15 protein-coding genes and 1 tRNA gene are annotated in these 19,854 nt (G+C 46.8%); 13 read left to right on the forward strand and 3 right to left on the reverse strand.

Annotated features, from left to right (window positions below):
- Positions 1-96 precede the first annotated feature (96 nt).
- The 6 genes from Q1A08_RS18200 (at position 97) to Q1A08_RS18225 (ending at position 8,902) form a co-directional block, all read left to right on the forward strand.
- On the forward strand, positions 97-1,509 hold the full coding sequence (locus Q1A08_RS18200; RefSeq protein ID WP_299775566.1) for a TolC family protein: 1,413 nt from the start codon (positions 97-99) through the stop codon (positions 1,507-1,509).
- 55 nt (positions 1,510-1,564) lie between these two features.
- Positions 1,565-2,815, forward strand: a complete 1,251-nt coding sequence (locus tag Q1A08_RS18205; RefSeq protein WP_299775567.1) for an HlyD family efflux transporter periplasmic adaptor subunit — start codon at positions 1,565-1,567, stop codon at positions 2,813-2,815.
- Positions 2,812-6,030 carry an efflux RND transporter permease subunit gene (locus tag Q1A08_RS18210; protein WP_299775569.1) on the forward strand — a complete coding sequence of 1,073 codons (3,219 nt, stop codon included), beginning with the start codon at positions 2,812-2,814 and terminating at the stop codon, positions 6,028-6,030. Before Q1A08_RS18205 ends, Q1A08_RS18210 begins: the two co-directional genes overlap by 4 nt.
- The gene (locus Q1A08_RS18215; protein ID WP_299775571.1) at positions 6,027-6,704 is read left to right on the forward strand and encodes a response regulator transcription factor; all 678 of its coding nucleotides are present in this window, start codon (positions 6,027-6,029) and stop codon (positions 6,702-6,704) included. Before Q1A08_RS18210 ends, Q1A08_RS18215 begins: the two co-directional genes overlap by 4 nt.
- Positions 6,705-6,750: 46 nt before the next feature.
- Entirely contained in the window at positions 6,751-8,040 is a 1,290-nt protein-coding gene (locus tag Q1A08_RS18220; RefSeq protein WP_299775573.1) for a HAMP domain-containing sensor histidine kinase, read from the forward strand.
- Between the two features lie 97 nt (positions 8,041-8,137).
- Positions 8,138-8,902: a MipA/OmpV family protein gene (locus tag Q1A08_RS18225; RefSeq protein WP_299775575.1), complete on the forward strand. Its 765-nt coding sequence runs from the start codon at positions 8,138-8,140 to the stop codon at positions 8,900-8,902.
- 71 nt (positions 8,903-8,973) lie between these two features.
- Here Q1A08_RS18225 and Q1A08_RS18230 read toward each other — a convergent pair whose 3' ends face one another.
- Positions 8,974-10,266 (reverse strand): serine hydrolase domain-containing protein, encoded by a 1,293-nt coding sequence (locus tag Q1A08_RS18230; RefSeq protein ID WP_299775577.1) that lies wholly within the window; start codon positions 10,264-10,266, stop codon positions 8,974-8,976.
- A gap of 204 nt (positions 10,267-10,470) precedes the next feature.
- On the opposite strand from Q1A08_RS18230, the gene nhaD reads away from it, so the two are divergent.
- On the forward strand, positions 10,471-11,862 hold the full coding sequence (nhaD, locus tag Q1A08_RS18235; RefSeq protein ID WP_299775766.1) for a sodium:proton antiporter NhaD: 1,392 nt from the start codon (positions 10,471-10,473) through the stop codon (positions 11,860-11,862).
- 240 nt (positions 11,863-12,102) lie between these two features.
- Here the strand turns inward: nhaD and Q1A08_RS18240 are convergent.
- Positions 12,103-12,189: transfer RNA gene (locus Q1A08_RS18240), tRNA-Leu, on the reverse strand.
- A gap of 195 nt (positions 12,190-12,384) precedes the next feature.
- Between Q1A08_RS18240 and Q1A08_RS18245 the strand changes: the two genes are divergently transcribed.
- Positions 12,385-12,909: a PepSY-associated TM helix domain-containing protein gene (locus tag Q1A08_RS18245; protein ID WP_299775579.1), complete on the forward strand. Its 525-nt coding sequence runs from the start codon at positions 12,385-12,387 to the stop codon at positions 12,907-12,909.
- Positions 12,910-13,160: 251 nt separating this feature from the next.
- Here the strand turns inward: Q1A08_RS18245 and Q1A08_RS18250 are convergent, their stop codons facing one another.
- A complete protein-coding gene (locus tag Q1A08_RS18250; protein ID WP_299775581.1) occupies positions 13,161-15,260 on the reverse strand; it encodes a TonB-dependent receptor in 2,100 nt (699 codons plus the stop codon).
- Between the two features lie 285 nt (positions 15,261-15,545).
- On the opposite strand from Q1A08_RS18250, the gene Q1A08_RS18255 reads away from it, so the two are divergent.
- The 5 genes from Q1A08_RS18255 (at position 15,546) to queA (ending at position 19,820) form a co-directional block, all read left to right on the forward strand.
- A complete protein-coding gene (locus Q1A08_RS18255; RefSeq protein WP_299775583.1) occupies positions 15,546-16,514 on the forward strand; it encodes a DUF6662 family protein in 969 nt (322 codons plus the stop codon).
- 125 nt (positions 16,515-16,639) lie between these two features.
- A complete protein-coding gene (locus Q1A08_RS18260; RefSeq protein WP_299775585.1) occupies positions 16,640-17,179 on the forward strand; it encodes an FMN-binding protein in 540 nt (179 codons plus the stop codon).
- A 31-nt stretch (positions 17,180-17,210) separates the two neighbouring features.
- Positions 17,211-18,101, forward strand: a complete 891-nt coding sequence (locus Q1A08_RS18265; protein WP_299775587.1) for an FAD:protein FMN transferase — start codon at positions 17,211-17,213, stop codon at positions 18,099-18,101.
- A gap of 51 nt (positions 18,102-18,152) precedes the next feature.
- Positions 18,153-18,656: a hypothetical protein gene (locus Q1A08_RS18270; RefSeq protein WP_299775589.1), complete on the forward strand. Its 504-nt coding sequence runs from the start codon at positions 18,153-18,155 to the stop codon at positions 18,654-18,656.
- 96 nt (positions 18,657-18,752) lie between these two features.
- Positions 18,753-19,820: a tRNA preQ1(34) S-adenosylmethionine ribosyltransferase-isomerase QueA gene (gene queA / locus Q1A08_RS18275; RefSeq protein WP_299775591.1), complete on the forward strand. Its 1,068-nt coding sequence runs from the start codon at positions 18,753-18,755 to the stop codon at positions 19,818-19,820.
- Positions 19,821-19,854 lie beyond the last annotated feature (34 nt).

Raw genomic sequence — 19,854 nt, forward strand, 5'->3', positions numbered from 1 at the left:
CACCTCTCAGTTACCCCTGTTTTGGCAGGCTTAGAACTTAGTTTTTAAGCCTGCCTTCTTTTTGGCGGGAGCCATGAGTTTGCAGCAGGTGTTTAGGTGTTAGGAGTCAACAAGCGAATTATTTGGGTGGCGAGCTGTGCATTAGGCGTGGTATTAGCCGGATGCTCTTGGGCCCCCAAACACTATAGTCCTGATACGGCTGAGCTAGATATACCCGAATATTGGCAGTCCAGCCAGCGTGGTGAGCCGCAATCGCTCGACACGCTGTTAAGTAAGCAAGCAGGGCAGCTAGATCTACTTAGTTTGCTGCCCAGCTTAAATTTAGAGTCTAAGCTAGATCCCTTATTTTCAGCCAACCCAAGCTTTCAGCGTCGCCTGTATCAGCTATTAGAGCAACGTGCGTTGCAGGGGCAGAGCGAAGCGGCTTTGCTACCCTCTTTGAATATCACCGCCGATAGAGATCGAACCGCATCAGCAGGCCAAAAGGCCAGTAGCCAACACAGTCTACGCTTAAGTAGCAGTTGGGAGCTGGATGTCTGGGGGCGTTTAAGTGATCAGTTGCAAGCTGCCGAATTCGATAGCCAAGCTTTAGCCTTAGAAATTGAATACGCTAAACGCTCTTTGTTGAGCGATGTGATTCAGCAAGCATTATTCTTATCTAATGGCCGCCTGGCTTTAGAGTTGGAAGAGCGCCGACTTGCTAGTGCGCTAAAAAATGAGCAGCTGATTCACCGGCGTTACAGAGCTGGTTTAGGTAGTTTGCGTGATCTGAATGTAGCGCAAACCGAAAGCTATCAGCGGCGTGCTGCTACGGAAGTTCTGCGAGAAAGTCAGCTTAACTATCAACGGGATTTGCAACGATTGTTTGCCGATTTTGAAATGCCGACGTTCGCAGAAAACACTTGGCAAGATGTAAAGTTTCCTGAAATCTCAATGCCAGCAACAGTCCTGGCCCAGCGACCCGACCTGCAGGCGGCCTTCAAAAAAATCAAAGCTGCGGACCTGCGAAGTGAATACAGCTATAAGCAATTACTGCCTAGCTTCACCATTAATGCCAATCTCTTTAATAGCCAATTGAAAACGGCTGACCTACTCAGCAGTGACCCTAGCTGGAATCTATTGGGCCAGCTAAGTCAGAGCCTGTTTCAGGGTGGAAGAATCAAATCAGAAATCAAAGCCGCCGAAGCGAGAGCTGCACAGGCCTACTGGTCCTATAAAGAAGCCTTACTCGGCGCTTTTTTTGAAGTGGATTCGGCACTGAGTAAAGAAGCTAGCTTGGCAAAGCAGGAGCAAGCGCTAAAAGCCTCCTTGCGTTACGCGCAACAGAGTCATATCGACGTTGAACAACGATATCAACGTGGATTGAGCAGCATCTTTGATGTGCTTAGTGCCCAGCGTACTAGCTTCGATCTGCAGGCGCAGCTCTTGCAGTTGCAATTGGATCGAGCCAGTAACCGTTTGAACTTGGCCTTGGTAATGGGGCTGCCAATCAAAGCCACAACAATTTAATGCTATGTCTTTTTCTTCATACAAAAGGCAAGGAAAGAGTGGGAACTAAAAAACTATGCTGAGTAAGCTTAAGAGCAATACGCTTTGGATTTCATTAGCGGGGCTAGGCCTGTTAATGCTATCGCTGGCCTATACCGTCTATGCCATTGAAAATCGGCCGGAGCCAGAAAAGTACCAAGAGGCCCAGCGCAAAGTGTTGGTCACGGTGGAAGCGATTAGTGTGGGTGCTCACCAAGGGCGGGTATTTGCCAATGCCGAAGTGCGCCCTAAATATGAGATGAGCCTCAGCTCTGAACTATCGGCTCGCGTTGAGAGCTTGCATCCTCTCTTTGAAACAGGCCGAGTTCTGAGCAAAGGAACAAGCCTACTTAAAGTCGATGCATTGCGCTTTCAACAGGAATACGCACAGGCGCAGCAGAACCTGGCACAGGCCAATTTAAACCTGCAGCTTGAAAGACAAGAATCCAAGCAAGCACTGCTGGAATGGCAAGAGAGTGGGTTGGCGAAAGGGGTTAGCGTAGCGAAAGGATCGAAGACAGCGAAAGCATCGAAGGAAACGAAAATTGAAGCGGATGACTTGCGTCTGCGTAAACCTCAGTTACAACTGGCAGAAGCCGAAGTCGAGCAGGCCACTGCTGCACTCAAGCTGGCAAAGCAAAATTTAAATAGAACCGAGATGCGCCTACCTTTTGATGCCGTTATTAGTGAACGTTTAGTAGCACCGGGGCAGTTTTTACAAGCGGGGCAGGCTGTCGCAACAATATACAGCGCCAACGATCTAGAGCTAACCGTGATGCTTAAACCGTCGGAGTGGCAATTGCTTTTCGGTGCTACTCACAGTATTGAGAATTACCAAGCGAGTATTATCTTAAGTGGAGATGATGGCAGTAGCTGGCGGGCAAAAATTGCTAGGGCCGGTCAGGCCTTTGATCGCCAAACCCGTTTGCGACCTTTGGTATTGCGTGTTGTACAAGACCCAAAGCAAGAGATGTCTCTTTTGTCAGGTAATTTTGTGGGGGTGGAAATCCCTGGACGGGTTGAGCAAGGCCTAATGGCTGTAGCGGCTAGCAGTGTGAGCAGCAGTGGTGATCTATGGTATGTGGATGCCAAAAAACGATTGCGAAGCTTTAGCGCCGATATCGCATTTCAGCACAAAGGCAATGTTTATGTGCGTCCTCCCGCAGGGCTGGTTAGCCAAAGCTTAGATATCCTCAGTAGCCCGCTTCCACACTATGTAAATGGCCAGCAGGTCGAAGTGCAAAGGCTGAATCAGCTGGCTGTTAATAGACGTGGTGCTGCGCAATGAATTCGTCTGATCAGCATAGCGACAAGCAAGGCATGGATAAGCAAGCGATCAATAAAGGTGTCGTTGCCTGGTTTGTACATAATCCCGTTGCTGCCAATTTATTGATGCTGCTCATCTTAGCGATGGGGCTAGGAACGGCGGCCTCCTTACGTATTGAAGGCTTTCCGAGTGTAGAGCCGAATCGCATCAGCATAGATGTGCGTTTTGAAAGTGGCGACCCCCAGCAGGCCGAAGAAGGCATTGCGATTAAGATCGAAGAGGCCTTGGCTGGGCAGGCGGGTATTAAGCGAATAGCTTCGTCCAGTACTAATAGCTCGGTTACCGTCACCGTTGAAAAGCAGCATGATTATGACCTCGATCGTTTAACCGCTGAGGTTAAAAATATCGTCGATGGTATTCCCAGTTTTCCTGCTGCTGCAGAGAAGCCGATTGTTTCACGCCAGCAATGGGATGAAAGTGCTATCTGGGTGAGCGTTTATGGTGATGTAGGGCAGCGAGAGTTACAGCAATTTAGCCGCAGACTAGAAACAGACTTGTTGAAGCTCGGGAGCGTTCATAAAGTCACCCGCAGCGGTTGGCGCACCGATGAGATTTCTGTAGAGCTTGATGAGTACGCCTTGCAAAGCTACGGATTAAGTCTAAACGATGTGGTTGAGCGTATTCGAGCTGAGTCCATTAGTGAGAGCAGTGGGGAGTTGCGTTCTGATAAAGGTTTGATTCTGCTGAAGGCTGATAAGCAACGTTATAGAGCTTCAGAGTTCGCGCAAATAGTTGTTAGCAGCTACGCCGATGGCCGTGACGTTTTGTTGAAAGATATTGCCACTATTCGCGAAGGATACGAAGAAAGCCCTAATGTACTTTCTCGCTTACATGGAAAACGTGCTATCACGCTAGAAGTGGGCGCAGGGCGGCGGGACAATATTATTGAAATCTCGGAGCAGGTTAAAGAACGTGTGCAACATTGGCAGGGCTCAGGCGATACTCCCGAGGGCGTAGTTATCGAAGCCTGGTGGGATCAAAGTAGCAATATGATCGATCGCCTGAATTTGATAGTTGATAACGGCTTGATCGGTATTCTGTTGGTAATGTTGGTGTTGACCATCTTCTTGAACTTTAAGGTTGCTCTGTGGGTGGCAATGGGTTTGCCGATTTGTTTTGCCGGTGGCCTAATTTTAATGGGAGGGAGTTTTTGGGATCTAACCTTGAACCAGTTAACCACCTTTGGCTTTGTATTGGTGCTAGGGATTTTAGTGGACGATGCTGTTGTAGTGGGGGAAAGTGTCTACTCGGCACGCAAAGAGCTTGGTGATAATGTAGAGTCCACAATCGTGGGGGTACAGCGCATTGCGGTGCCAACCGCATTTGGTGTATTGACCACGGTAGCGGCATTTTTTCCCTTGTCTTTGGTTGAGGGGCAATTGGGCTCACTCTTTTCCCAGTTTGCTTTGGTGTGTACCGCCTGCCTGATTTTTTCCTTGATCGAGTCTAAATTAATTCTACCTGCGCATTTAAGACATCTACAAACTCAGCAAAATCAGCATGAAGATGAAGCTAAAAAGCCGAAGAACATGGCCACTAGAGCCTTGTCTTTTGTGCAGGGAAAAGCGAATAATTTGATAGTTCGTCTCAATGAGGATTATTACCAACCTTTGTTAGATAGGGCTCTGCGCTTTCGCTATGCCACGTTATTGTGTTTTTTCGCAGCCTTTGTCTTGGTTATCGGTATGGTGCCTAGCGGAAAGGTAGGCTTTAGCTTCTTTCCTGATATCCCTGAAGATAATGTCTCAGTGTTCTTTAGTGTCAGCCAAGGTGGGGGCTATGGCTTGTTGCACCGTCAGGTCGACAAGGTGGAACGAGAGATTGCGACCTTAGACCAAGAGCTTCAAAAGCAATATGCTGTAAAGGAGGCATTTACGGCCCGTGTCTACTCACTGGTGGCGGATGATCAAAGCGGCTTGGTTCAGATTGAGCTTAGCTCGGCGGCTAGAAACTATATTGATTCCACAGAATATGCAGAGCAACTGCAAGAACAGCTCAATACTTACGAAGGTTTGCAAGATCTTATTGTTTCAACAGACGACTTTGAAGATAAAGATGTAGAGCTTAACCTGCTATCGGAGGACGCCAGCCAGTTAAATGGTGCCGCACAAATGCTAAGTGTAAAGCTCGCCGAGTTAGCTGGGGTGCAGGATGTTCACAATAACTATGCGGCAGTACAGCCTGTCTTTCTATTTGAGCTGACCCCGCTCGGCCGCTCTCTTGGCATGTCCACGGCGGATTTAGCCCTGCAAATTCGGCAGAGCTTTTATGGTGCCGAGGTACAGCGCATACAGCGGGGTAAAGACGAGGTTAAGGTCCGAGTGCGCTATCCATATCAGCAGCGCCAAGATATTACCAGCCTTGAAAATGCTCGTGTGCGCAGCCCCAGTGGGGAGGTGCTACCGCTAGCACTGGTGGCAAAGGTTAAGACAGAGCTAAAGCAGGAAACCATTCGAAGGGTAGCCAATCGTCGCTCGGCGACTATTAGTGCAAACCTTCAGGAACAAATACTCAGTAGCTCAGCTCTAATCACCACTTTGGAAAATGAAGTCTTTCCTGAAATTAAGCGCCAGTACCCCAATATCGATATCCTGATTGATGGGGATGCCGCTGAGGAGGAAGAAAGCTCGGATTCTTTGCTTGGTATTTTTATGCTGTCGCTATTTAGTATTTACTTTTTGTTAGCTGTGCCACTTAAATCCTATTGGCAGCCATTTGTCATTATGTCGGCTATTCCTTTTGGAATTGTAGGAGCCGTAATCGGGCATTGGGTAAATGATTTGGCGATTAGTATTCTATCGATATTCGGAATTCTCGCTTTAAGCGGAGTTGTGGTGAACGATAGCCTATTATTATTGAATCAATTTAACGCTTTGCGTTCCAAGGGCGTAGCTTTGCATGATGCACTCCTACAGGCGGGTGCTTTGCGTATGAGGGCTATTGTATTGACTACCTTAACAACGGTACTTGGCTTAGCGTCTTTGCTGCAAGAGACGGCTTCTCAAGCCCTATTCTTAATCCCGGCAGCTACATCACTGGCCTATGGCATTACTTTTGCTACTTTGGTGACATTAATATTAGTGCCAATTGTGCTTATGATTGCAGAAGACATTCGAGCACTATTTTTGCGCATGCGAAACAAGTTAACCCCTCATACATTGGGAGCCCGCGAATGAATATTCAAACTCTATTAGTCGAAGATAATATTAATCTGGCGACTACTATCGCGACTTATTTGAAGCTAGAAGGTATTGAGTGTGATTTTGCTCCCAATGGCGAAGCGGGTCTAAACCTAGCTCTAAATAACAATTACCAAACCATTTTACTGGATATTAATCTGCCCAAACTTAATGGCTTTGAAGTATGCGAGGCATTAAGGAATCAGGGGGTTGATACTCCAGTTTTAATGCTAACCGCGCGCGATGCCTTGGCCGACAAGTTGAATGGTTTTGATGTAGGTACAGATGATTACCTAGTAAAGCCCTTTGAAATGGAAGAGCTGGCTGCGCGGATTAAATCGCTCTCGCATCGTCGAAGCGCTCAAGCCAAGAAACTATTCTTGGCCGATATTGAAGTCGACTTGCAAAGTAAAACGGTTTGCCGGGGTGGAAAGTTGATTGATGTGACGCCAACGGGCTGGACCATATTGGTGGAGCTAATGCGAAAATCGCCGGATATTGTAAAACGTGATGCCCTGGAGTGGGCGATTTGGCAGAATGATGTTCCGGATACTGATTTGTTAAAAGTTCATATGTATCGCTTGCGTCAACAGCTTGATAAGCCCTTTGATAAAACACTGATTCATACTGTTCCCAATCATGGCTTTGTTATGCGTGAGCTGAATGTTTAAAAAGATATTTTCTATCGGGCCAAACCGTAGTATCAAGAGCCTATTGATGTGGTGGATTATTGGTGCAGGTACCATTTTTGCACTGATTTTTGCCATCATGTCTTCCATACTTCTAAATCTAGGGGTATTACTAAAACTCAAAGGTGAGGCAGAAAGGGAAATCTCCGCTTATATGTCTCGTCTTGAGAACGACCCGAATGCGCCGCTGATGGCCGATGATTTTTACCACGTTTACACCTCTATCGATGATATTCCCGAGCCTATCAAGCTGATTTTTAAGCCTGAAAATTTCGAGCATGAAGATTATGATTTCTTTGTCGATATTGATTATGACGAAAGCGAAGATACACCGGCTGATGATTTCAAAGAGCTGTGTGAAGGGCAAAACTGCCAAATACTCTTTTTGTATGCTTACCGTATGCCGGAAGGTCAGTGGCTTTATCTGTTAACGGGCATACAGCTAACTGAAGCTGAAGATCAAGAGCGAGATACGGTTCAAGATGCTGCGCTTTATTTTGCCCTATTTATTATCTTATTGTTTTCCCTTCTAGCTCTTTTGCTATTTCGTAGAATAAGCCAACCTGTTCATGCTATTTCACAGTGGGCAAGCGAGCTGACGGTCGATAATGTAAAACAAGATTTGCCGAGTTTTCGTTATCGAGAGCTCAATGTTATCGCGTTAAAGCTTCAAGAAGCCTTTGCCAGGACTGCGGAATCAACAGAAAAAGAACGAAGATTCTTGCAATATGCAAGTCATGAGCTTAGAACGCCTATTGCCGTAGCTGCCGGAAATATTGAACTTCTTGAAAAGCTCGACGGATTCAGTGATCTCTCTGGGCAAGAGAAGCAGGCTTTAGAGCGCATAAAGTACTCCGTAACAGATATGCGACTACTGACCGAGACACTGCTTTGGTTGAATCGAAAAGATGCGATTAGCCCTCCTGTAGAAAAGATCGATTTACTGGAGCTGTGTCAGAGCTCTATCGACGACAATAGCTATCTATTGAAAGGGAAAAGTGTCTCTATTGATCTAAGAGGCTTGTCAGTATACGTCGAAGAACCCCCTGTATTTTGCACTATTCTAATTTCAAATCTAATTCGGAATGCGTTTCAACATACCCAGAAAGGTGGTGTGGAGGTAAGTTTATCCGATAATGGCCTGCGAATTCTAAACTGGGAAACAACTGACTCTGCTTCAGTGACGGACTCGGAACAGGTTGGTTTCGGTTTGGGCTTAGATTTAGTAGAGCAGATTGCTGAAAGACTGGGGTGGTACTATCACTGTGAAATTACAGGCAGTGGTCGTGAATGCCTATTGCGATTTAAACCTGTGTAAAGTTAGTCGGTTTGGGAAATTAAATCTTTTTAATACACCTCATGGATACCTCTGAATAAATAAGATAGCCACTATCTTAAACAAGAGGAACAATGGCATGAGGTTTTATCAATTTATCACCGCAGCTTGCTTATCTACTTGTGCGCTAGGCGTGTTGGCACAAAGTGATGAGCGTCATGACGAAGACAGCGAAGGCTATGCTTTAGGCATACTCGTAGGCAATGATCAATCTCTTTATGTGGGCGGTGATGATGAAATTCAGCCCTTTCCCTTTATTCAAGCTCGCTGGGGCAACTTTTTTATTGGTGGGCCGGGCCTTGGATACTATCTATACGAAGATAACGGTTGGTCTATCAGTACCTCAATAGCCCTTGACGGTATCGGAGATACGGATCGCGATAATAGTAAGTTGCTTGCTGACATGCCTGAGTTCGATAGTATCGTAATGGGACAGATTGGAATATCGAAAGAAACCAACTGGGGTGAGTTTAGCTTGTCATTGGCTTCAGATGTAAGTGGAACCCATGATGGTACAAGTGCCGAGCTAGAATACAGTTTTGAAATACCTATGGCAGGCTGGATGATTGAGCCGTCGATTGGCTTGCAGTGGCAAAGTGAAGAGATTAATCAGTACTTTTACGGCGTGGAACAACAATATGTACGCCCTGATCGTGCATTTTATAAGGCCGATGCCGGTGTGAATTATAGCGCTGGAATCATGGCTATGTACCCATTTATGGAAAATCATGCCGTGGTTTTAAATCTGGAATACGAGTCCTATTCCAAAGAAATCAGCGATAGCTCCATCGTGGACCGCGACAATACCTTCAATGTAGGTATTGGTTATGTATACCGTTTTTAAAGGCTAGGAAGTCCTCTCCTCCTTTGGCCCGAGCAGCGCTCGGGCTTTTTTAAGGTATCAGTTTGGAGTATTTAGCGATTATTGATTATGGGATAAATCTCTTTAAGCAACCATTTCTCCAATGCTATCCAACCATCTTCAACTTGCATCATTGCTGTGACTTCTAGTTCATTTTTGGGATCGGCCCAAAAAGTAGTGCCGCCCATGCCGCCCCAAAAAAAGCTACCTTGCGCACGCACATCACCCGCAATTTCCTTTATGCCTAAACCATAGCCAAAGCCTACTCCCTGGTAAACCCTCGGCAAAAAATGAGTGTCTAAACCCTTGGTTTTACTGCTTAACATCAGTGCTGTGCTCTTTTCTGAAAGCAGCTTTTTCCCTTCAAACTCCCCCTTGTTGGCGAGCATGCTAACAAAATTACTGTAGTCTTCGCTTGTTGAAACCAAGCCGCCTCCACTGGATAGCAATTTTGGCTTTTCTAAATAAGGGCTATCTTTGGCTCGTTCGCTAAGTGATATCTTTTCTTGATTGAATACAAATGCGGCTTCAAAGGTACCTGCATCGTATACGTACATATCGACCAGGCGATGTTGCTCTTTCTCTGGCACGTAGAAAGCGGTGTCTTTCATATTCAAGGGTTCAAAAATAAATTTCCGAAAGTAGGCATCCAGCTTAAGGCCGCTTACGCGCTCGATGATGGCACCTTGGATATCACTGGCGATGCTATACTTAAGTCTCTCACCTGGTGGAAATTTTAAGTCGATACCGGATAGATCATCGACAAGGTCGTCTAGGGTATTACGGCGGCTGAGCGGATTGGCAATCAAATAGCGAATATCTACCCAGCTCTTTAAGCCGCCGCCGTAACCGAAACCAGCGGTATGGGAAAGCAGTTGGTGAATGTTAACGGTATACACCTTACCATCAACCTCGAACGGTTCGAACTCTGGTAGATACTTACGAATATCATCGTCTAGTGAAATGAACCCTTTATCCAACAGTTGCAGCATGGCAACAGCAGTAATGGGTTTGCTCATGGAATAGATGCGAAATAGTGCATCCTTGCTCATAAGCTTTTCTTTAGAAATATTGATCTTGCCATGGGCTTGGTGGTGGATAACATCGCCACGGTGTTTCACCTTTAGCACCAAACCGGGTAGTTGGTGGGCGTCCAATAATTCCTCAATTTTTTGGGACAGCCGTAGATGGCGAGCCTCCGAGCTAACGATGACTGGATGACTATCCGCTAAATGCGGATTCGCCAAAGGCTCTTCAGCCGCTGTACTGGTCGCTATCACTATCCAGAACATATTGATAAGTAAGGGTAAAAGTTTGGCGCTTTTCGAGGGACTTAGCAGTGTCACGGGCTTTGATTCCTGAGTTATTGAGAATATGAGCCTAAGATATCGCCGACAAGGTCAAAGCCAGGTGAAATTATCACGATAATTTGGGAAAGCCCTTGTATCTGCTGATTTACATCAAAGGTGTTTCGCCGCCAACAAGACACAATGCCTGCCCTGTAAACCAAGTGCTTTAATCATTACAAAAGGAAAACGGTTTTGCTTCGAGTGATAAGTGTACTGCTGCTGGGTCTGTTGTTGCCTGGCTTGGCTCAGGCTTCAGATAGCCCAGGTCAGTTAATGGATCTAACCCAGCACTGGGTTGGCTATGCGGCTATCGCCGTATTTGTAGTGGCCTATACCTTGGTGATATTTGAAGAGCAGTTGCATATGCGCAAGTCTAAGCCAGTGCTACTGGCGGCCGCTGTGATATGGGTGATGGTAGCCATAGTCTACCGCCACCATGGTGATTCCCATCTGGTCGAATCGGCTATTCGGCACAATTTTTTAGAATTTACCGAGCTGTTCTTTTTCCTTCTAGTGGCAATGACCTATATAAATGCCATGCTGGAGCGTGGGGTATTCGAAGCCTTGCGAGCCTGGTTGGTACTAAAAGGTTTTAGTTATAGGGCACTGTTCTGGTTGACGGGTGCCTTATCTTTTGTGATCTCCCCCGTGGCCGATAACCTAACAACGGCTCTAATAATGTGTGCCGTTATCTTGGTGGTCGGTGAGGGCAAGCCGAGCTTTGTATCGATTGCTTGTATTAATGTAGTAGTGGCCGCCAATGCCGGTGGTGCCTTTAGCCCTTTTGGAGATATCACCACCCTAATGGTTTGGCAAAAGGGCGTTATCGAGTTCTTCGAATTCTTTGCCTTATTTGTGCCTTCATTAGTGAATTTCCTTGTGCCCGCTTTGATCATGCAGTTCGCGCTACCAAGCGGAAAACCACCGGCTGGCGATCATGAAGACGTCAGTATGAAGCATGGTGCGTTGGTAATCGTTGGATTGTTTCTGCTTACCATAGTTACCGCGGTGAGCTTTCATAACTTTCTACATATTCCACCTGTGTTTGGCATGATGGCAGGCCTCGCCTATTTAAAACTCTATGGTTATTCCCTACGCCGCCGCTCTTTAAGTTGGCACAGTGGCAGTGAAAATCCACCCGGCTCCCATGACGATCCCTTTAATTTTGATGTATTCGAAAAGATCGCTAAAGCAGAGTGGGATACGCTGTTCTTCTTTTATGGCGTGATCTTGGCCGTGGGTGGCCTTGGTTTTATTGGTTACCTGAGCTTAGCTTCCGGCTTTTCTTACGGCGAGCTAGGCCCTACTACATCCAATATTCTAGTAGGCTTTTTATCGGCAATTGTGGATAACATTCCCGTTATGTTTGCAGTGTTGACTATGAACCCTGAAATGTCGCACAACCAGTGGCTGTTGGTAACATTAACAGCTGGAGTTGGTGGTAGTATGTTATCCATTGGCTCCGCCGCTGGCGTTGCGTTAATGGGACAAGCTAGAGGGCAATATACTTTCTTTGGTCATTTGAAATGGACACCGGTGATTGCCTTAGGATATGGGGCGAGTATTTGGGTGCATCTATTGGTGAACGCGTAGAGTTGAATTGTGATTGGCTTGAGAGTGATTGGGCTCTTAAGCCTACTCTATTTAAGTTCCTCAATGGATTCCATGTTATTTATGCCGCAATTGTTTCGTACTGCAGCGTGTTTTCGAACCTTGTGAGTTTGATTCGAAAATTTTGTTTGAGAGTTATCGCTTAAGACCAAGGTTCATTGTGGCGAGGGAAGACGCCATTCTTTTGTAGAATCTTGGCGGTAATAATATTGGGGAATTAAATGGTACCGGAGGCCGGACTTGAACCGGCACGCTATCGCTAGCATCGGATTTTGAATCCGACGTGTCTACCAATTTCACCACTCCGGCACAGAGGGCGAACGCGGGTGCGTTGCTGAAAGAGGGCGTGATTATAACAGTGACTTTTATGCCGTCAAGTATTTATTTTAATTGGTTTTTTTAAAGTGCTTGCTGCTGTCGTTTGAACTGCTACCATGGCCAGCCCTCTAAGAGCTAAGCTTGCCTTAGGGCTGTAATCCGGTAGTCATTCGAGTAGATCAAGCTATGAGCGCCAAGTCGCACCGTTTAAATCGTAAAATTCATTTCTGGGGAGCCATTATTTGTGCGCTGCCGGTTTTGATTATGATTGGCTCGGGGGTATTGCTGCTGCTTAAGAAGGAAAGTGATTGGATTCAGCCGCCTACGATTAAAGGTAATAAGGGTGAGCCTACTCTGGCCTATGTGAATATATTGGCTAAGGCCCAAGCTGAACCTTTATTGGAAGTTGAGAGCTGGCAGGATATTAAGCGCTTAGACGTTCGCCCTAGTAAGGGAGTGATAAAGCTGCAGAGCCGCAATGGCTATGAAATGCAGTTGGATCAACAAAGTGGCGAGGTATTGCATATTGATTTTCGCCGCTCAGATGTAATTGAGGCGATTCACGACGGTAGTTTCTTTCATGATGCCGCTAAGTTGGGCTTATTTTTGCCGGCATCGATTATCTTATTTACCCTTTGGGTGACTGGGATGTATCTCTTTATTATCACCTTGCAGGCTAGAGCGCGGAAGCGGCGTCGGATAGGTAAGTAGTAATTCAAGCACATCGGCTTCGAAGTGGGGTCAGAACCCATGGGTTCTGACCCCGTTTGGTAGAAGTTTGGTGGTTCAGCCGTTGCGATCTTTCTTAGTTTGTTCTTTCTTAAAGCCCTTTGGGTGGATTTTATAAGTGCATTTTGAGTGTGTGGGCTTTGGTCGTGCCGGATAGTTTGGTGGGGGCTTAAGGTTCTCGGCTTCGAGGTGGGGTCAGAACCCATGGGTTCTGACCCCGTGTTTTTTGGGGCTTACCAGCTTAGGTCGATGCCGATGCTGATGCCTCGGCCGGGTTCGTTGATGCCGGAGCCGTGGCTGCGGTAGGCTTTGTCGCTGATATTGTTTAGATCCAGATACCAATGCCCTTTGGCCTTTAAAAATGTCTGGCTGAGTTTATGGCTGCTGCGAAGGTTGATTACCGTGTAAGCCGGAGTGCCTCCCGGTGGAATGCGTTCATCATCCTCCAAATCGGCGGGGCTTAAGTGGTCGGCTTTGGCGCTGTGGCGTATTTCCAATTCGACTTGGTGACCTGGGACCTGCCATTGCACCGCAAGTAATCCGCTTGAGGGCATGCTGCGGCTAAAATATTGATCGCTTTCAAAATCTGGCAAACTTTGTTCACCTTGTACCCAGCTGCTATTGCCTTTTAGTGACCAGTTTGAGTTTAGGCGCCAGAGCCAGCTGGCCTCAAAACCATGCATAAAGCCACTGGAGCTATTGGCTTTGCTAACCTCGGTTAAACCATCAACAATGCGGCCAGTGGGCGTGCTGGTAATGTAGTCTTCAATATCGGTATGGAAGGTGTTGAGCTGCCACATTAGGCCGCTATCACTGGCAAGGTTTGACCAACGTATAGCCGCTTCTGTGGTAAGAAAATGTTCGGGATCTAGATTCAAAGCCGCGATTTCAGTTTCATTGCTACGGCTTTTTCCGAAACGACTTAAATCGGCAATATTAGGTGCGCGAAAAGCTTGGCTTATTCCAAACCAGGCTTGCCATGGGCTGCTGATGGGCTGCCAAAGCAGCTTAATGCTGCTGGAAGTGTTACTCCAATCTTGATCGTAACTGGCGGCATTAGCGCTGCTAGGATCTTCAAAGCGGCCGATATAGGCGCTAACCCAGGTATAACGACTGCCCAGTTGCCATTGCCAGTCGTCGCTGATGTCGTAATGCCACTGGGCATAAATGCCGACTTGGCTAAAGCGGCTATCGTCACCAATAGGGCCTTGGATTCTTTCGCGTAGTAGATCGCCTTGCTGGTCGAGCTCCTCACGGCTGCTGTCAACAAGGTCGCGATAAATATCTAAACCATAGGTAAAGCGGTGAGCGCCTAGCTGGCTATGCAGTTGAATATCTAGGCCGCTCATGCGTGAATCGAAGCGCTCCATGATCCATTCACCATTACTTTTTTGGCGTTCGCCAAACTCTAGCCATTGCTGATTCGACAGTGTGATCTCGGCCCTTTGCAACCAATTGACTTCGGGCTCGCCAATAAGTTTGATATAGCCAAAGCGGCGTTGCTGATCTTTGCTGCGGTGCAAATCATTGCCAACACTCGTGCCAGCAAAGCTCTTTGCAAATATTGTGGAGTGTGTGCGCCAAACATCATCCTGCTTAAGGTTTTGGTAAAGCGCTTGTAGCTGCCAATGGCTATTGAGTTGTTTTAGATATTTAAAATCATAGCTTTGTTCTTGGTAGCCGCTGGTAGCTAATTTACCTAAATCGGCCGCTTCTATATTGCCAAAATCTTTATAGCTAAAGCCCGCTAATAAGCCCCAGTCCTCACCGTGCCCAATATCCAGTTGAGTGCGGCTGCGCAAACTGTGCTCGGCACTATTCCAACGCAGTTGCTGGCCTAAGGTGGCGCTAAATACATTGGCACTAAAACGGCTTGGCTCTTTACTGTGTAAATTTAAGGTGCCGCCTATAGCATCGCTGCCATACAGCACAGAGGCGGGGCCATTTATTAGCTCTAAGCCGGACAAGCCTTGGCTATCTATCAAGCCAAAATATTCACTAGGACCATCACGGTAGACCGAGTTGTTGTAGCGCACCCCATCAATCAAGGCCAGCGTGCGATAGCCCGTAAAACCACGAATAAACGGCGAGCCATGCCCATTGGCTGTCTTTTGTACGCTAACACCAGGCAATCCAGCAAGGGATTCCGGCAGGTTACGGCTTTGCCTAAGTGATTCCTCACTTACGCTGTAGCTCGCATAGGGCAGATCTTCCAGTAAGGCTTGCTGGCGGGCCGCAGTAACTAAGACTTCATCAATAAGTGGCTCAGCGTGGGAAGAACTGGCTGCTATCGCTGCGCTGAGCAGGCTAAGCAGCAGGGGGCGTTGGTGCATAAAACTCTTGTGCTGGTTCGGAATACAAGTCTGAAGCCCGCTATTTTAAAGGCTTCTGGCTAGCTAGGGATATAGCCCTGCAAGCGTTTCGGCCCGGCACTATAACGCTTTGTAGACAAAAGTACATGGGAATTAAAATAAATTACAAATGCTATTGATATGGATTCTCATTATCTGTACCATTCCGCCAAATTCTGCTATGCCCACATAAAAATTAGTGATTAAAGCCCAAAAAGAGGCAGAAGGCTGGCTCAAAGATTCAATAAATGAGGATTGGAGATCAATATGAAAATTAAACTGCTAGCAGCTGCAGTCGCTGCTGCGGTTGTTGCCCCAAGTGCAATGGCTGGCGAAAATCTATGGTTGTACACCAAGGGTACTGATACACGCCCTGAAGGCAGCTTTGAATTCAAAGTGAGTGATATTTGGCGTAAGGGTAAAAACTCTGGCAACTACGATTTTCACGATATTCGTCCGGAAATCGAATACGGTATTACCGATAAGTTGAGCTTGAGTGTTGAAGGTATGATCTTCCACCACGACTATCGCGTAACCGATTGCATGGGCCCTATGATTGAAACCCAAGGCGGCACTTGTACTGAAGATGAAGAAGGTGTTGAAGATCCTGGTCCTGGTTTTAAAGACACTCAGTTTGGTGGCTACGAAATTGGATTGAAGTACAACGTCCTAAGCCCATATAAAGATGACTTTGGTTTGTCCTTGGGGGTGGGTTACGAGCGTCGTGACAAGTACCGCTTAGACGGTGCTGACATTGATCAGGACTCTTTCACTTTTACCACTTTCTTACAGAAAGACTTTTTGGATGACACTTTAGTTTTTGCACTGAATGTAAAAACTGAATTTGAACGTCGTAAGTCTCCTGGTGTTTTGGAAGAAGAAATTGCCGTTGATGCATCGGCTGCGGTTTCTTACCGTGTTGCGCCTAACTGGTTTGTGGGTTTGGAATTCCGTCACCAGTCTGATTATCTAAACCCAGAAGAAGAAGGTGAGTTCGATCCTACCTTGAAGCGTTCTAGCTTTGATTTAAGCGACTTCCGCATTGGTACTCAGCACCAAAACGGTAACTACTTTGGCCCAACTATTCACTACGCTCAGCAGAAGTGGTGGGTAACAGCTGGTGCATTGTGGCAGGTTGCTGGTGGTGGTTCTTGGCACTCATTCAGCAATAACAACCGTAACTGGGATGAGCACGAGAAGGTGCACATCGGCTTTATTTACGGTTACGAATTCTAAGTTTCCCCTCAATGATGCTTAGTTTGGGCAGCTTTTTAATCAATTAGAAAGCTGCTTTACTCTTGGGGCCCTCGGCCCCATTAGTGTTTTATATTCTCTTATTTTATTTTCTTAGAGAGGTTCTTATGGATAGGCGTTCATTTACCAAAATGGTGTCTTTACTTGCGGTCGGTACTTACTTGCCAGCCATCGAAGTCCATGCCAAAACCTATCTGACTATTGATCAAGCTCGCAAGCTATTGTGGGGCGATGAGGCAATGGAACAGATCCCGGTGACTTTGTCCGGTGAGCAGGTTAAGAGTATTAAAAAAGCTTCTAAAGTTCGTGTTCGCAACGATAAGTTGCAAGTCTGGAAAACCGAAAGCGGCGGCTGGTTTATCGTCGATCAGGTTATTGGTAAACACGAAAATATTGATCTAGCTTTCGCTTATGATCATGAAGGTAAAGTGATGGGTTTTGAAATTTTAACCTATCGTGAAACCTATGGTTACGAAGTGGCCAACCCTAAATGGAAGGCCCAATTTAATGGCCTTGATTACAAAGAGCACCTTAAGCTTGATAAGCAAATTAAAAATATATCCGGTGCCACTCTCTCTTGTCGCCATATTACCGATGGCATCAATCGCCTAAGTCACACTTGGGAACAGGTTCTTCGTCACCTATAATACGCGGCTGAAGTGATAGCCGAGTGATAAAATGACAACAAACCGAATTAATCGGTGTAAGCCTTTGCTGGGTACTTATGTGGATGTATCCATAGAGGCTGATCTGGATGATGAAGAAATATTAGATCTCAGTATCGATGCCTTTTCAGCGATCGCTGAGGTGCATGAAGGTCTGGGTTTTCACAATCCGGATAGTGAGCTGTCTGAGATAAACCGTTGGGCTTTGTTAGGCATCGAAGATCCGATTGCGATCTCAGAAGATATGCGCAGAGTTATGGGCTTGGCGCTTTCGCTTAGTGAAGCCAGTGATGGTTTATTTGATGTCACTATTGCGCCACAACTCGTAGACCAAGGTTCTTTGCCGAATATACATCATGGCGCCATTATTGTGGGGTCGGGTGCTAGCGGATCGGCTGTTGCAGGTTCGGGTAATTGGGAAAACGTACACCTCAGTGATGAGGGCTTGAGCTTCTCTGCTCCAGTGCTTATTGATCTGGGTGGCATTGCAAAAGGCTATGCCGTTGATAAAGCCATCGAGCGCATTGGTGCGGGTAAAATGGATGCCGATGTAAAGTTGAATATCAATGCTGGCGGTGATCTGTATTTAAGTCATTGGGAAGAAGAAACGGTGGGTGTGCGCTACCCGGATGAGCCCAATAAAAATCATAAAATGCCCATGTTGGCGCCAGCTTTGGCTACCAGCGCTTGTTATTTTACCGAACAAGACAGTGTGATGATTCACCCAAAAAGCGGTGAGGCCACAGTGCGAGGCTATAGTGTTTCAGTCTTTGCCGAGCAATGCATGTTAGCCGATGCGCTAACTAAATTGGCATTTTTGAACCCGAGGGATACCCGAGTCATTCGCCAATATAAAGGCCGCGCCTTTATGTTAGATAGCCACAATGGCTTGCTTGAGTTGTAAGGCTCGCATAGCGTAATTTAGATAATCGCGAATCATAAAAGTACCTAAGCTATGGCTTATATAGATGTAAGAATTCCAACAAGCTATCGTCGCCTGCTATATCTCGCTCTTGCGGTGAGCTGGGTGACAGGTATCGCCTTTTTTATTCTCAGTCGCTTTATTACCGTGGAAGGTGATTTTGGTCCTGAAAAGCATCCCTTACAATTTCCCACTCTAATGGTGCATGGCGCGGCGGCCTTTATCGTGATGATGGGCTATGGTGCTGTTATGATGAATCATGTCTCGGCGACATGGCGTCTTCAGCGTTTGCGGGGCTTTGGTATCACTTTGCTTGTGGTATTGCTGTTTCAGGTGATCAGTGCCTATTTATTGTATTACCTATCGAGCGATGAGATTCGTGGTGTATTTGCCAATCTTCACGCCCTAGTAGGGCTAAGCTTCCCTCTTATATTAACTATCCATATTGTTACCGGTCGTCGCCAGCGTGCTCAGATGCAGGCTCAGCTCGAGGCGCGTAAAGCGGCCCGTAAACAACAGCAAGCGGCAGCGGCATAGCAAAGCTGGTATTTGCGCTCAATAGCCGCGCTACTCGTAGCCAAAGCCTCGCTTTTGATATACTCTGCGCTGCTTTTTTAAACTGCAGTGCTTATCATGCGTCGCCAAGATTTTTACTACGATTTACCCGAACAGCTTATCGCCAAGCAGCCAGCGGCTGAGCGACGTGGCAGCCGTTTGTTATGCCTAGATGGCCCAAGCGGAAACTTAGACCACCAGCAATTCCCAGATTTATTAGATCAGCTCAATGAGGGAGATCTAATGGTGTTTAATAACACCCGTGTTATTCCGGCGCGTGTGTTTGGGCAGAAGGCGACCGGTGGCAAGGTAGAAATCTTAGTCGAGAGAATAGTCTCGCCTAAACAAGTTCTGGCTCATACCCGCGCCAATAAAAGCCCTAAGGCTGGCAATATCATCATATTGCAAGATGGTAGCGAAGTGACCGTCACTGGGCGTCAGGGCGCCTTGTTCGAGTTGGACTTTGGTGGGCAAGAGGTGCTCCCCGTGCTTGAGGCCATTGGCCATATGCCGCTGCCGCCTTATATTGATCGCGCTGATGTGGATAGTGATAAAGAGCGTTATCAAACCGTTTATAGCGATGAGGAAAAAGCTGGGGCTGTGGCAGCTCCTACAGCGGGGTTGCATTTTGACGATGAATTATTGGCTGCCATAAAAGCTAAAGGCGTGGATTTAGCTTTTGTTACTTTGCATGTTGGCGCCGGGACTTTTCAGCCGGTAAAGGTCGATGACATCCATCAGCATCAAATGCACAGCGAGGTTATGGAAGTTTCCAATGAGGTGTGTGAGCAGGTACTGCGTACCAAAGCCCGTGGTGGCAAGGTGGTGGCGGTAGGCACCACCTCAGTGCGTTGCTTGGAATCCGCCGCCCAACAAAGTATTTCCCAGCTGATTGAGCCCATGCAGGGCGAGACCGATATTTTTATCTACCCCGGTTATCAATATAAGGTCGTGGATGCCTTGGTGACCAACTTCCACTTGCCTGAGTCTACCTTGATGATGCTGGTGTCGGCTTTTGCGGGTTATAAAAATACCATGTTGGCCTATCAAGAAGCGGTTGCCGAGGAGTATCGCTTCTTTAGTTATGGTGATGCGATGTTTATTCGCCATAACCCTGAGGCTATTAATGAAGTGCCAGGCCAATAAGTTGCCTGTTAGCAGTGTTTTACCGAAAACGTAT

The sequence above is a fragment of the uncultured Pseudoteredinibacter sp. genome (assembly GCF_947500695.1).
Classification (GTDB): Bacteria; Pseudomonadota; Gammaproteobacteria; order Pseudomonadales; family Cellvibrionaceae; genus Pseudoteredinibacter.